The sequence below is a fragment of the Aliivibrio logei genome (genome assembly GCF_001691055.1).
Classification (GTDB): domain Bacteria; phylum Pseudomonadota; class Gammaproteobacteria; order Enterobacterales; family Vibrionaceae; genus Aliivibrio; species Aliivibrio salmonicida.
On sequence record NZ_MAJU01000004.1, the window covers coordinates 308,912 to 322,374 of the forward strand.

Consider the following 13,463-nt stretch of genomic DNA (forward strand, 5'->3'; position numbering starts at 1 on the left):
GCCATTTGCCTATTATCAGGCTGAAATTATGTTGATAGAGTAAAAATACAAACTGATATATACCAAAATGGAATTTAACATGAAAAATGAATATCTACTTTTAACTCCGGGTCCACTGTCTACCACACCGACAGTTCGCAACGCCATGCTAAAAGACTGGTGTACTTGGGACGACGAATACAATATTGATGTCGTTGAGGTTATTCGTGACAAACTGGTTGCTCTAGCTACCGAGAAATCAGGGTATACCAGTGTATTAATGCAAGGCAGTGGTACTGCTTCTGTTGAAGCAACGATTGGCAGCGTGATTGATAAGAATGGCAAACTACTGGTGGTTGATAATGGGGCTTATGGGGCACGTATTGCACAAATAGCTCAGTATTTATCTATTCCATGCCATGTTATTTCACCGGGTGAGACCGCACAGCCAACACTCAGTGAGGTTCAAAATGCACTCATCACCGATCCAAGCATTACCCATGTTGCTATTGTTCATTGTGAAACCACGACGGGCATGCTTAACCCTATAGAACCCATTGCCGTCTTAGCGAAACAACACAATAAAATTGTTATTCTAGATGCGATGTCTAGCTTTGGTGGTATCCCAATGGATATTGCCGATCTTGGTATTGATTACATGATCAGTTCGGCTAATAAATGCATTCAAGGTGTTCCCGGTTTTGGTTTTGTTATCGCAAAACAATCAGAACTTGAGCAATGTAAAGGCCGTGCCCGCTCTCTCACTTTGGATCTTTATGATCAGTGGGATTGCATGGAGAAAAACCAAGGAAAATGGCGTTTTACTTCCCCTACTCATACCGTAAGAGCTTTCTACCAAGCCTTACTTGAATTAGAAATCGAAGGTGGCATTACCGCCAGACACACACGTTATCAAACCAACCAAACTACCTTGGTGTCAGGCATGCGAGGCTTAGGCTTTGAACCGTTATTAAATGACGAGTTGCACTCACCAATCATTACTTCCTTTTACTCCCCAGCGCACGACGATTACCAATTCAAAGAGTTTTATGCTCGTTTAAAAGTACAAGGCTTTGTTATCTACCCCGGTAAAGTCTCTAATGCGGATTGCTTCCGTATTGGTAATATTGGCGACGTTTACCCTAAAGACATCCAACGATTAATCTCAGCCGTTGAAAATGCCATGTATTGGGAAACGGTTTCAGCATGAGCGAATTACTGATCACCCCCCATTTTCGTAGTGAAGGGGATGTAAATACGACTCTAGCTCGCAATCTGTGGAATGAATCACTGCAAGATGAATCAACCCAATCCTTGTTAACTCGCGATTCGAACGTGTTTTTACATCAAGCCATGTCGACCCCCTGTTTAGATTCTCTACAAGGGGCGGAAGGGGTTTATTTACAAGACACGAGAGGGAAAAAATACCTCGATTTTCACGGTAACAACGTTCATCAGCTTGGCTATGGTCATCCTCATGTCATAAAAAAAGTGACCGAGCAAATCGCACAATTGCCTTTTTCACCAAGACGCTTTACTAACTCAATAGCGATTGAGTGTGCCGAAAAACTCACCGAGATCTGTGGCGGTCAACTTAATAGAGTTTTATTTGCGCCTGGTGGCACCTCTGTTATTGGTATGGCCTTAAAACTGGCTCGTCACATTACGGGCAACTTTAAAGTTGTTTCATTATGGGATTCGTTTCACGGAGCTTCTTTAGACGCAATTTCTGTGGGCGGTGAAGCCTGTTTTCGTGAAGGAATGGGGCCATTATTAGCAGGCGTAGAACGTATTCCTCCGGCGGTCACTTATCGTGGTGCCTTTCCATCTTCAGATGGCAGCGATGTTCATTACGCTGATTATTTAGAATATGTCATCGAAAAAGAAGGCGGCATCGGCGTGTTTATTGCTGAAGCCGTTCGAAATACCGATGTGCAAGTGCCGAGTAAAGCGTATTGGAAGCGTATTCGAGAAATTTGCGATAAACACAATGTACTATTAATTATCGACGATATTCCAAATGGTATGGGTCGGAGTGGTGAATGGTTTACGCACCAAGCCTACGATATTGAACCTGACATTTTATGTATCGGTAAAGGATTAGGCGGAGGATTAATCCCTATTGCCGCCATGATCACAAAAGACAAATACAATACCGCGGCGAACGTCTCTTTGGGTCATTACACTCATGAGAAAAGCCCTGTGGGTTGCGCTGCGGCACTCGCGGTAATGGAAACAATTGAACAAAACAACTTGCTTGAAAAAGTTCGCCACGACGGTCAATTCATCCATCATTATCTCTACACAATGAAAGCAAAATATCCAGTTATCGGCGATGTTCGCGGTATTGGGTTGCTTTGGGGGGTTGAGTTAGTAACCAGCCCTATAACAAAAACACGCGCCTTTGATGAAGCCGAAGCCGTGTTGTATCAATGTTTAAATGATGGCCTGAGCTTTAAAGTATCGCAAGGCAACGTCATTCAACTCAGTCCACCACTCATTATTTCTCGTGAAGAGCTAACACAAGCTCTGATTATTTTTGAACAAGCAATTGCCAAAGTATGTAAGGATTTCAACTATGTCTAATTTAGCGTTTAACCCATTTCCAGCACACACCCCTCTTTTACAAGACAGCCCTGTTCAAGCGGTTATCTTTGATTGGGCTGGCACCATTGTCGATTTTGGTTCTTTTGCACCCACCAGTATTTTTGTTGAGGCCTTTAAAAGTGGTTTTAATTTCGACATTAATCTTGCTGAAGCACGAGAACCAATGGGGTTAGGAAAATGGCAACACATTGAAGCGGTTGGTAAACTTCCATCAGTGAATCAAAGATGGCACCAACAATTTGGGCACGCAATGACAAGCGAAGAAATCGATCATATTTACGCAACGTTTATGCCACTACAAAAAGCCAAAGTGGCGGATCATGCCGAGCCGATTTTAAACGCCATTGACGTCGTCAATGATCTGAAAGACAAAGGGATAAAAATTGGGTCATGTTCTGGCTATCCGCGTGAGGTCATGGATATTTTAATCCCTGCAGCGGCAAAATATGGCTATCACCCTGATTATGTTGTCGCTACGGATGACTTACCTCAAGGTGGCCGTCCTGCTGCGTTCATGGCTCTAAAAAATGCCATTGAATTAGGCGTGACTAACGTAAGTACCTGCATTAAAGTCGATGATGCTGCACCCGGCATTGATGAAGGCCATAATGCCGGTATGTGGACGGTTGGATTACTATTATCAGGCAATGAAGCAGGATTAACGTATGAAGAATATCAAGCCGCAGATGCAGAGACACTGAGTGTTGCCAGAGAAAAAGCACGCTTAAAGCTGCAAAAATCCACCCCTCATTACTTGATTGATACTATTGCAGATTTACCAGAAGTGATTGCCGATATTGAAACGCGATTACTCGCAGGTGAAAGGCCTTAGTCATACGACACGCATTAAAAAAGGCCATTATTGGGGAATAATAATGGCCTTAAAAATACATAGCTTGTTGATTTTAGTGTAAGCATCTCTTCGTTACTTCACATGAAAGAGTCTCATGATCAAACAAGAAGCGAAATGCGTGAGAATTAAAATATTTCCCATCACTCCATAATACTTCACCAAAGATCTTGCAGAGATCCATGTCTGATGCTGAACCTTTCTTATCGATTAATCCAATAACAGATAAAACTTGGCTCTCTATATCCTTGGGACAATTTTTAATTGACCATTTATGAGTTGTACTCATTTTATCCATAATAACTAGCCTAATGTGTTTTTATTTTATTGTGATCAAGTCACAAGAGACAGTTTAACTGAACGGTAACTTAAATCAAGACTTTTTGTGACTTGAGTCTCATAAAGCAACCGTCAATGCTAATAATAGAAGTATAAACAATCAATTTAATATATACGGAACATTGATAATTTACATAATAGATACATAAAAAAAGCGTACTTAAATAAGTACGCCATCTTAATTACCACTTTAGTATTAATTCAACATGATGAATATTAAGGGTATTTTTTTTCTAAGAAAGCCATGATATCTGAAGATTCATACATCCATGTTGTTTCGCCATTCTCATCAATACGCAGGCATGGCACTTTTACTCGTCCACCACCCGCTAATAATGCGGCTTTATGCTCTTCATTATTTTTTGCGTCACGCAATTCAATTTTCAGTGATTGGCGCTTAATTGTACGACGAACTTTCACACAAAACGGACAAGCTTCAAATTGATACAACGAATAGTTCGCCGTTTCTGTGTCAATTTCTGCTTGTTTAGCTGGATCACGTTTGACCCCTGAAGGCGTAAACACACAATCTAATCCCAAAATAACTTTGCCAAGCACCAAGCGGATTAACTTCATTTTTACACTCCTAGTAAATAATAATTATTATCTGTTGCATTTAACTAACGCGATTGTAACAGAGCCTTATATCAATGCCATTAATTAGATGATGTAACCCATAATAATAAGCAAAAAAATCAATCGGCTTCTTCATATTCAACACACAAAAAAGCCCCAAAAGAGAGCACTCTATTTGGGGCTTTATTTACTTATTGATTAACTAAGGTTAGTCAAACTCAACAAGGTTACGTTCAAATTGCTCATGTTGTTTACGAACTTTTTCTTCAGGTTCACCCGTTAGCTTGCTAACAACAATAATTGCTGTCGTTGCAAAGATAATCCCAGGAACGATTTCGTAGATATCAAACAAGCCACCCGTTAACTGTTTCCAGACAACAATCGTTAGACCACCAATAACGATACCAGCAAGCGCACCATTACGATTCATGCCTTTCCAGTACAAGCTTAGAATGATCGCAGGACCAAACGCAGCACCAAAACCAGCCCATGCATAAGACACCAAACCAAGCACTGAGCTATCTGGATTCATGGCGAGTGCTAACGCAATAATAGACAATGCAATGACGGCAAAACGGCCAACATTAACAATGTCTTTGCTCGTTGCGTCTTTATTCACAAGTTGCTTATATAAATCTTCCGCAAGCGCAGATGAAGAAACCAGTAACTGAGAATCGGCAGTACTCATGATAGCAGCAAGAATAGCGGCAAGTAGAATACCCGCAATCGCAGGATGGAAAATCGCATTCACTAATAACATGAAGACTTTTTCACCATCAATCACTTGACCTGCCATTTCACCATTCACGTAAAGCAAACCAACAAGACCAACTAATACTGCACCTGCCATTGAAAGCGCAGTCCAAATAACCGCAATACGACGGGCGGTCGTTAAATCTTTATTTGAACGAGAAGCAAGGAAACGAGCAAGGATATGAGGTTGGCCAAAGTAACCTAAGCCCCACGCCGCTAATGAGATGATAGCCACCGCACTTAGTGGGTTACCGTCCATACCTGTCCATAACGTCATTAACTCAGGGTTAATCGCCACAAGATCAGTATTAAGTTGGCTGAATCCACCCTGCATTGCTGCAATTGGTACGATCATCAATGCCGCTGACATTAATAAACCTTGAACCAAATCCGTCCAAGCAACCGCAAGGAAACCACCAAATAAAGTATATGAAACAACACACAGTGTGCCTATAACAACGGCAACTTTATAATCAAGACCGAATACAGTTTCAAATAATTTACCGCCAGCAACCAAGCCTGAACTGGTGTAGAAAAGGAAGAACAGAAGGATAAACAAAGCAGAAATTGTCTGAATCAATTTTGAATTATCATTAAATCGGCGAGATAAATACTCTGGCAGAGTTAAGGCATCATCCGTAGTAATACTGTACGTTCTTAGACGTTTAGCACAGATCAACCAATTTAACCAAGTACCCAGTAGTAGACCACCCGCAAGCCATAATGACTCAAGACCGGCAGCGTAAGCATAACCTGGTAAACCAAGCAGCAACCAACCACTCATGTCTGAAGCACCTGCAGATAATGCAGCAGGCCAAGGCCCTAATGTACGTCCTCCTAAAAAGTAATCTGATGAATTGTTGGTACGTTTATAAGCATAAATACCAATAGCGAGCATCACAACAAGGTAAGTTAAAAACGTGCCTGTAATGGCAAAGTTATTTTCTATCATTCTATTTCCTTTATATTATTGGCAGTAATGAGGGCCAATAGCCCTCTTACGTTACTTCTTTGCTGTAATATTTTTATAGTGCAAAAAAAGCAATGACTCACGATCACATCATGTGTTCGTTAATGATTACCACCTCCAAGTTCCAACAATGTAGCGTTACCGCCCACTGCCGTTACATTTATTGTTCGAGTGCGCTCTGTAATAAAGCGTAGAACAAAATGAGGATCGGTAGTATTTGTCAGGCGTTCTTGATCCGTTTCTGCGATCAATTGCGCTAATAATCCATCTCTCTTTGCTAATTGTTGGTTAAGCTCGATTTCTCTCTGCTCACTTCCTACAAAGCAAACGCCCGCTAATCGGACATCATTTATGTCTTTTTCTGAAAAATTCACCTGTTGGACAATCGTGGTCGGTACATTTACATTATGTAAACCATCCACAATTAACGAGGCAATATCAGACTCCCCACTCGGAAGGCCGACAATAATAGCGTTTCCTGCAATTAATGCTGCAGTTATTTGACCCATCAATGCAACAACTGATGGTTTTTCATCCGAAGTGATGTAAAAAACACCTCTAGGTGCAGTGTAGAGTTCGTTACTTTCTCCTGTTGGCCCTGGCATTAATTGAGTTTCTGAAATTAACTGTTGCGCTCTTTGGCATTGAAAACGCACCATTTTTGCAGCAAGGACACCAAATTTAGGGTGTTCAGCTAATGCGTGTGACCATTCAATTAACTTCTCTGAACGTGTCGATACTGACAATTGCGCCCATGATTTCTCTGGTTGAGAAAGAGCAGAATCAATAAGTTGTGTAATAGATGTCATGAGTCTCTCCTTTCTCACTTAGTTGATACAGAATTTGAAGCGATTGCTTGGGTATAACGGAATAAATAACGAGGTCCCCCCGCTTTCGGTCCCGTCCCTGACAGTCCTTGACCACCAAAGGCTTGAACTCCCACCACCGCACCAACTTGATCACGGTTGATGTAGCAGTTACCTACTTTGATGTTTTTCTCAATACGGGTATAAGTGACTTCATTACGACTGTGTATTCCCATAGTTAATCCAAACCCAGTGGCATTAATGTCATCGACCATGGTGTCTAATTCGCTGGCTTTGAAACGAACAATATGAAGAATTGGACCAAACTGCTCATTTTCTAGCTGACTAATCGAATCAATTTCAAACGCACTTGGTGGAACAAAATCCCCTTTCTCAGCCCACTCAGGTAATGTCGCTTGAGCAAGTAATTTGCCTTCTTTTGTCATTCTCTCAATGTGTGCAAGCAGCTTTTCTTTTGCCTTGGTATCAATCACCGGACCGACATCCGTGCTGTGCAATTCAGGTAAACCAACACTCAATTCGGCCATTGTGCCTTTAATCAAATTCAGAATACGTTCTGCTATGTCTTCTTGAACAAACAATACTCGAAGTGCTGAACAACGTTGACCAGCAGAAGCAAAAGCGGAACGAACAACATCTCGAACTACCTGTTCTGGCAATGCTGTACTGTCTACTATCATTGCATTTTGACCACCCGTTTCAGCAATAAATGGCACCGGAGCAACACCTTTTCCTTCAAACGTACGATTTGATAATGTGCGATTAATCAATTGTGCGGTTTCTGTTGAGCCAGTAAACGCAACACCTGCCACTCGATGATCTGACGTTAATGGCGCGCCGACTGTTTTACCGTCACCCGGTAATAAGTGAATCGCTTGTGGCGCAATACCCGTTGCTAATAAAAGCTCAATGGCACGAACGGCAATCAGTGACGTTTGCTCTGCCGGTTTTGCAACCACGGTATTACCCGCCACCAATGCGGCGGTCACTTGACCTAAGAAAATAGCGAGTGGGAAATTCCATGGGCTTATACACACAAACACACCACGGCCTTGGCGAGCTATCTGGTGAGAAATATCATCAAAGCCAACAATCGTTTCTGGATTGCTGAAATTTAACTTAGCTTGAACGGCATAGTAACGACAAAAATCAACCGCCTCACGTACTTCATCAATGCTGTCGTGAATCGTTTTTCCTGCTTCTTTATGGCACAGCGCCACAAGCTCAGGCATATTTTCTTCAAGTTTATCTGCTAAGCGATCCAAATAGTCCGCACGTTCCGTCACTGACGTCGCTTGCCATGTTGGGAAATAGTCATGAGCCATTTCTAGTGCGTTTGAAACCGACTCTTGAGAACTCCATACTAATGAACCCACTTCATTACTGCGATCATAAGGAGAGGTGATAACATGCAAATCAGACACACTTTCCTTGATCATGCTTTCGTAATAACGCGAATTATTAACAATCGGTCCCCCTTTCCAATAGTTGTCCATTTTCTCTTTTACTGACGCTTCAAACGGTTCTGCTTCACTCTCAACATCAAAGTTAATGCTGTATGAATTTTTACGATCTGAAAAAATATGCGGCGGTAATGGGATCAGCTGATTTTCAAACGATGGGCAAGCTAATAGAGTATCAACTGGATGCTCTGTTAAACTTTCAATAGGGCAACTTGCATCAACCAAACGGTGAACAAACGAGCTGTTTGCGCCATTTTCTAATAAACGACGAACCAAATACGGCAATAAATCTTTGTGGCTACCAACAGGAGCATAAATACGAACACTGCGTTGAAACATTGCCATTGCATGTTCATATAACGCATCGCCCATGCCATGCAAACGTTGATATTCAAACTCATCGTGCGTCGCCATTGAAGCAATCGCTGCAACCGTGTGTGCATTGTGGCTTGCGAATTGTGGGAAGATATTGCCTTTAACGTGATCACTTAATAAGTAACGAGCACAAGCAAGATAAGACACATCGGTTGACTCTTTACGGGTGAATACAGGGTAACGAGCAAAACCAAATTGTTGTGATATTTTAAGTTCGGTATCCCAGTATGCGCCTTTCACCAAGCGAAGTGGGATCGTATCACCTTGCTCTTTTGCTAGCGCAGTTAGCCACACTAAAACGGGCAATGCACGCTTAGAATACGCTTGAACAACGATACCAAATTTTCCCCAACCTTTAACGATGTCATGACGATACAGTTTTTCAAATAAAGCCAAAGAAAGCTCTAAACGATCGGCCTCTTCTGCATCAATCGTAATACCAACATCCAACTCACGTGCACGTTCAAGAAGTTGCAATACAGAATCACACATCTCCCCCATGACACGTTCTTTATTCGCCATTTCATAACGAGGGTGAAGCGCTGAAAGCTTAATTGATACGGTAGGATCTGCGGAATTAGCAATGCTTGCCCCTCGCCCTACACTCTCAATTGCCATGATGTAATCTTTAAAGTATTTATGCGCATCAGACTGAGTTAATGCCGCCTCACCTAACATATCAAAAGAATAGGTATATCCCTTTTCGCGCATCGATTTGCCTTTCTTCTGCGCTTCTTCAATAGTTCTACCAAGTACAAATTGGTGACCCATGATTTTCATTGCTTGGTTCATGGCCTGACGAATAACAGGCTCAGAGAATTTATTGACCAAACGGCTGATCGCATTAGAAGGAGAACCGTCCGATTTCACGTCCATGCTGACGACTTTCCCCGTCAGTAATAGTCCCCAAGTCGACGCATTTACAAACGTAGAATCTGAATTTTTAAGATGAGATTTCCAATCTGCCGTGCTTAATTTGTCACGAATAAGAGCATCAGCAGTCGCCGCATCTGGAATTCGCATTAACGCTTCTGCCAAGCACATCAATAAAATACCTTCTTTGGTATCTAAGCTGTATTCAAGTAGCAATGCATCTATCATTTGCACCGCTTGCTTATCATCACGCACTCGTTGAATAAGATCGCCAGCTTGCTCTGACATTAGGACTGCTTCATCAGCAGTAGGTTGTGCTAATGGAATGAGCTCTTGAATCCACTGTGCTTCATCAACCATATAAAGAGGGGATATTGCAGACCATAGCACCGATAAAGGCTGGTCAATAATGGATGACAACAATACATCTTTCGCTTGAAACATACCTGTTTCCTCTTATTTGTCTAACCGATTAGTTAAGATTATTTATAGTTAATCGATTTGTTATTAAGGCTAATTGCGAAAGAGTCTATTTTCTATTTAGATAAAATACTTGTCAAAAACTACGATTAAATTGCTAAATCGTCCATACGGTTACAAAATGAGAACAAACGCAGTAATTTTTAGTTACGAATAAAGTGAGAATGACGATATTTGGTGGGAGAACTTCCTTTGTGTTTCACAAATGCATGACTAAATGCACTTTGATTAGCAAACCCCGTTTGTTGAGCAATATCTCCAATACTGAGGTTACTTTCCGTTAACAAGACTTTGGCATAATCAATACGTTTCGTAATAATGTACTGATGTGGCGTTTTTCTAAATTCTTGCTTAAAAATGGCATAAAATTGACTCTCGCCGAGGAAAACCGTACTAGCCAACTGAGAAATTGTGATCTTAGTTCCGATATGTTGCGTTATAAAATTGTCGATCACATCAGAATTCAGGCGCTTTTGCCTTTTGTCAGAATTTTCATCAATTAAATGACGGTGTAATAGCGCGATGATCGTATCACTGCAAGCGCGACTTAACAGATGATCATTAAGATTCGCTTGAATCTCACACACTAATAGCTGAATTAAGTTTTGAATTTGAGTATCTAATCGATAATAACCAGAATGTGCAAATAATGAGTTCACCCGCGAGGCAAGTTCTAGATCTTCAAAATATTGAGGAAAATTAAGTACTAAGATTTCAGATTGATACAAACTTGAAAATGCATGCTGATGATGCGAAGGGATCACTCCTACTTTTCCGGCGGAAATAACGCTGCTCTCCCCGTTTATTTCAAACTCTGACTGCCCTTTTAACCCTATCACCAATTGATGATGTTCGTGGGCATGGAGGTCTCTTTCTTCCGGCAACATGATGATTTGAGCAGGAGAAATCCAATTCAACGTCATTTTACTTCCACCTAGTGTCTGCTGTATTTTCTTTTCTCAGTGTAACTAAGATCATAAAAACAATCTATTACCGATAAAAATACGAAAGCATGATCATGATTCAACAAAATACAGTCAATGTAATTTCAATTTACACTCACCTCATTTATTTTCAAAACCACAAATTAACCTCTTTATTTACAAGTAATTAGAATTACATCTAGTAATTGAGATTTCATATTCTCATATCTTAACTTGATCATGCTTTCTACTCACCGAAACGATGATCATGACAAACATTGCTGAATTTCTCTTTTTATCTCTACAAAATTGGTACGAATATTGCTTCATAAATTACTGTCAAAACTATGAATAGTGGATACTTATCTGCCTAGATTACTTAATGATCACGAGTGAAATAGGTAGATCAGTATCAACCGTCGATTAGCCTCCTTAGAGCATTATTTATGCTTAAGCACCAATCAAGGTGTCGATACGGGTTAATTATTATGTACACAAATTACTCAAGATTATTTATGTCAAACAACCAAAGCAGAAGAATTATGAATCGTAAAGGATTACCCGCTCTAGCATTACTGTTATCGCCGGCCCTATTTACACCAATAGCGCTTGCAAACACAGAATCTCAACCAACAACAGCATCGGCTGACTCTGTTGCTTCGATTGACAACAAACTTACAAACAAACGTAGTGAAGTAAAACAACTGGAAGCAACGGTTATTGAAGACCAAAGTCGCTTACGTGATTTACGTAACCAAGATTCAGCTTTAGATAATAAAGCTGAGCAGTTGGATTCAAAACGTAAACTGGCTCAACGTAATCTTGATGAACAATACAATCGCATGATTAACGATCCAGACTTGGATATCACGCCGTTTCAAAAGCAATACCAAGATTCGTGGAAAGAAGTAAAAGAAAACCAAGTTGCTAAGCTAGCAAGCCAACAAGACATTCAAGAGCAAACTCGTGTACTTAAAGCAAACAGTACAAAGAAACAACGTGCGCTTGATGAACTTGAAATCTTAGGTGAATCTCGCCAAGAAGCTCGTGTACTTCGTCTTCAAGAAGAACTATCAACTCAAGATACACTTGATGTTGTTCATACCATCACATGTAAAACAACCATGACTTTAGCGGCTTGTGCAAGCCAAGGTAAAACCTTAAGCATGCAAAAAGCCGTCAATAGCTTTCAACAACAATTGATCAGTGGCTTCACTGAATCTGATGTTGTTAAACAGCATGTTGATAGTGTATCGATGAATATCCATGTATTAGACAGTGCCATCATTGATAGCGGTTTTAACGGTAATAACCGTTACACAACAAAGCTTCAAGCGTCTTTACGTGCTCGTCCAAACACAACAGCTGCTTGTCAAATGCTAGGTCTTGAAAACCGTTACTGTATTGAACAAGGCACTTCTCAAGCATCAAAAGACAAAATCAAAAAAGAAAAAAAATGGGTCGGCATTACGATTCGTTCAAACCGTCATGAAGACAACGTAACAGTAAATGGCGTTAATTACGGCAGCACCCCTGTTGATGTAATGCTTCCTGCTGGTCAACATCAAGTGACCGTTGAGAAATCAGGGTTTGAACCATACAGTCGTCAAATGTCATTAGTAAAAGACATGACATTATGGGCGGATTTGAAAGATCAAAAAAACCGACCTAAGCCAGGTAAGAAATTTGCAGACCGTCTAACCAACAATCAATTAGCACCACAAATGGTGGTTATTGGTTCTGGTGAATACCACGTAGGCAAAGAAGCGAATCACACGGTTTCTATGTCAAAAGCTTATTCTATTGGCGCAACTCCTGTAACTGTAAAACAATTTAACGCCTTTGTTGCAAGCAGTGGTTACCTTACTGAAGCTGAAAAAGGCGCAGGGTGTAATGCGATTAATGGTGGCGAAACAAAACGTCACCAAAACCAAAACTGGCGCAAGCCGGGCTTTGAGCAATCAGATAACGCACCTGCCGTCTGTATTTCTAAAACAGACGCAGAAACTTACGCGAATTGGCTAACAAAACAAACAGGCTTTACGTACGCGCTTCCTACTGATGCACAGTGGGAAATTGCAGCTCGTGCTGGCAGTAAGTCTGCTTACTGGTGGGGAACTGACATCGGATCAGGTAACGCAAATACTGGTTGGGGTGGCTCTTCTTGGGCAAACAAATCAACGTCTCCAGTAGCAAGCTTTGCCGCTAACCCATACGGTATTTACGATACCGCTGGTAATGTGTGGGAATGGACAAGTTCTGACTCTGGTATTGTTCGCGGTGGCGCATGGAGCTTTGCACCAAATAAAGCAAAAGTGTATGAATCACTAGAGCTAAATCCATCAACAAGCGCTAACTACACGGGTTTCCGCGTGGTTCGTTCTTTGTAAAAAATACGCTCACATTTAAAACAAAAGCCGCTGATACCAGCGGCTTTTTTCATTCTAA

9 protein-coding genes are annotated in these 13,463 nt (G+C 41.1%); 4 read left to right on the forward strand and 5 right to left on the reverse strand.

Annotated features, from left to right (window positions below; translation table 11 throughout):
- The first annotated feature begins 79 nt into the window (after window positions 1-79).
- From phnW to phnX, 3 genes are read left to right on the forward strand one after another with little or no spacing between them, the layout of a single operon-like run.
- On the forward strand, window positions 80-1,189 hold the full coding sequence (gene phnW / locus A6E04_RS01685) for a 2-aminoethylphosphonate--pyruvate transaminase (protein WP_026025452.1): 1,110 nt from the start codon (window positions 80-82) through the stop codon (window positions 1,187-1,189).
- Window positions 1,186-2,565, forward strand: coding sequence for an aspartate aminotransferase family protein (locus tag A6E04_RS01690; protein WP_017021901.1), 1,380 nt, complete (start codon window positions 1,186-1,188; stop codon window positions 2,563-2,565). The genes phnW and A6E04_RS01690 overlap by 4 nt, the downstream gene beginning before the upstream one ends.
- Window positions 2,558-3,418 (forward strand): phosphonoacetaldehyde hydrolase, encoded by an 861-nt coding sequence (gene phnX / locus A6E04_RS01695; protein WP_017021902.1) that lies wholly within the window; start codon window positions 2,558-2,560, stop codon window positions 3,416-3,418. The genes A6E04_RS01690 and phnX overlap by 8 nt, the downstream gene beginning before the upstream one ends.
- A 573-nt stretch (window positions 3,419-3,991) precedes the next feature.
- Here phnX and A6E04_RS01705 read toward each other — a convergent pair.
- From A6E04_RS01705 to A6E04_RS01725, 5 genes are all read right to left on the reverse strand, one after another.
- Window positions 3,992-4,351 carry a glutathione S-transferase N-terminal domain-containing protein gene (locus A6E04_RS01705; protein ID WP_017021904.1) on the reverse strand — a complete coding sequence of 120 codons (360 nt, stop codon included), beginning with the start codon at window positions 4,349-4,351 and terminating at the stop codon, window positions 3,992-3,994.
- A 208-nt stretch (window positions 4,352-4,559) separates the two neighbouring features.
- The gene (gene putP / locus A6E04_RS01710; protein WP_017021905.1) at window positions 4,560-6,056 is read right to left on the reverse strand and encodes a sodium/proline symporter PutP; all 1,497 of its coding nucleotides are present in this window, start codon (window positions 6,054-6,056) and stop codon (window positions 4,560-4,562) included.
- Window positions 6,057-6,175: 119 nt separating this feature from the next.
- On the reverse strand, window positions 6,176-6,883 hold the full coding sequence (locus tag A6E04_RS01715) for an aldehyde dehydrogenase family protein (RefSeq protein ID WP_017021906.1): 708 nt from the start codon (window positions 6,881-6,883) through the stop codon (window positions 6,176-6,178).
- A gap of 14 nt (window positions 6,884-6,897) precedes the next feature.
- Window positions 6,898-10,056, reverse strand: a complete 3,159-nt coding sequence (putA, locus tag A6E04_RS01720) for a bifunctional proline dehydrogenase/L-glutamate gamma-semialdehyde dehydrogenase PutA (RefSeq protein WP_017021907.1) — start codon at window positions 10,054-10,056, stop codon at window positions 6,898-6,900.
- Between the two features lie 179 nt (window positions 10,057-10,235).
- On the reverse strand, window positions 10,236-11,015 hold the full coding sequence (locus tag A6E04_RS01725; protein WP_017021908.1) for a helix-turn-helix transcriptional regulator: 780 nt from the start codon (window positions 11,013-11,015) through the stop codon (window positions 10,236-10,238).
- 542 nt (window positions 11,016-11,557) lie between these two features.
- Between A6E04_RS01725 and A6E04_RS01730 the strand changes: the two genes are divergently transcribed.
- Entirely contained in the window at window positions 11,558-13,405 is a 1,848-nt protein-coding gene (locus tag A6E04_RS01730; RefSeq protein ID WP_026025455.1) for an SUMF1/EgtB/PvdO family nonheme iron enzyme, read from the forward strand.
- Window positions 13,406-13,463 lie beyond the last annotated feature (58 nt).

Excerpts from the sequence above, each read along its gene's own strand:
- phnW (WP_026025452.1), top strand. The coding sequence starts at position 80 with ATGAAAAATGAATATCTACTTTTAACTCCGGGTCCACTGTCTACCACA.
- A6E04_RS01690 (WP_017021901.1), top strand. The coding sequence starts at position 1,186 with ATGAGCGAATTACTGATCACCCCCCATTTTCGTAGTGAAGGGGATGTA.
- phnX (WP_017021902.1), top strand. The coding sequence starts at position 2,558 with ATGTCTAATTTAGCGTTTAACCCATTTCCAGCACACACCCCTCTTTTA.
- A6E04_RS01705 (WP_017021904.1), bottom strand. The coding sequence starts at position 4,351 with ATGAAGTTAATCCGCTTGGTGCTTGGCAAAGTTATTTTGGGATTAGAT.
- putP (WP_017021905.1), bottom strand. The coding sequence starts at position 6,056 with ATGATAGAAAATAACTTTGCCATTACAGGCACGTTTTTAACTTACCTT.
- A6E04_RS01715 (WP_017021906.1), bottom strand. The coding sequence starts at position 6,883 with ATGACATCTATTACACAACTTATTGATTCTGCTCTTTCTCAACCAGAG.
- putA (WP_017021907.1), bottom strand. The coding sequence starts at position 10,056 with ATGTTTCAAGCGAAAGATGTATTGTTGTCATCCATTATTGACCAGCCT.
- A6E04_RS01725 (WP_017021908.1), bottom strand. The coding sequence starts at position 11,015 with ATGACGTTGAATTGGATTTCTCCTGCTCAAATCATCATGTTGCCGGAA.
- A6E04_RS01730 (WP_026025455.1), top strand. The coding sequence starts at position 11,558 with ATGAATCGTAAAGGATTACCCGCTCTAGCATTACTGTTATCGCCGGCC.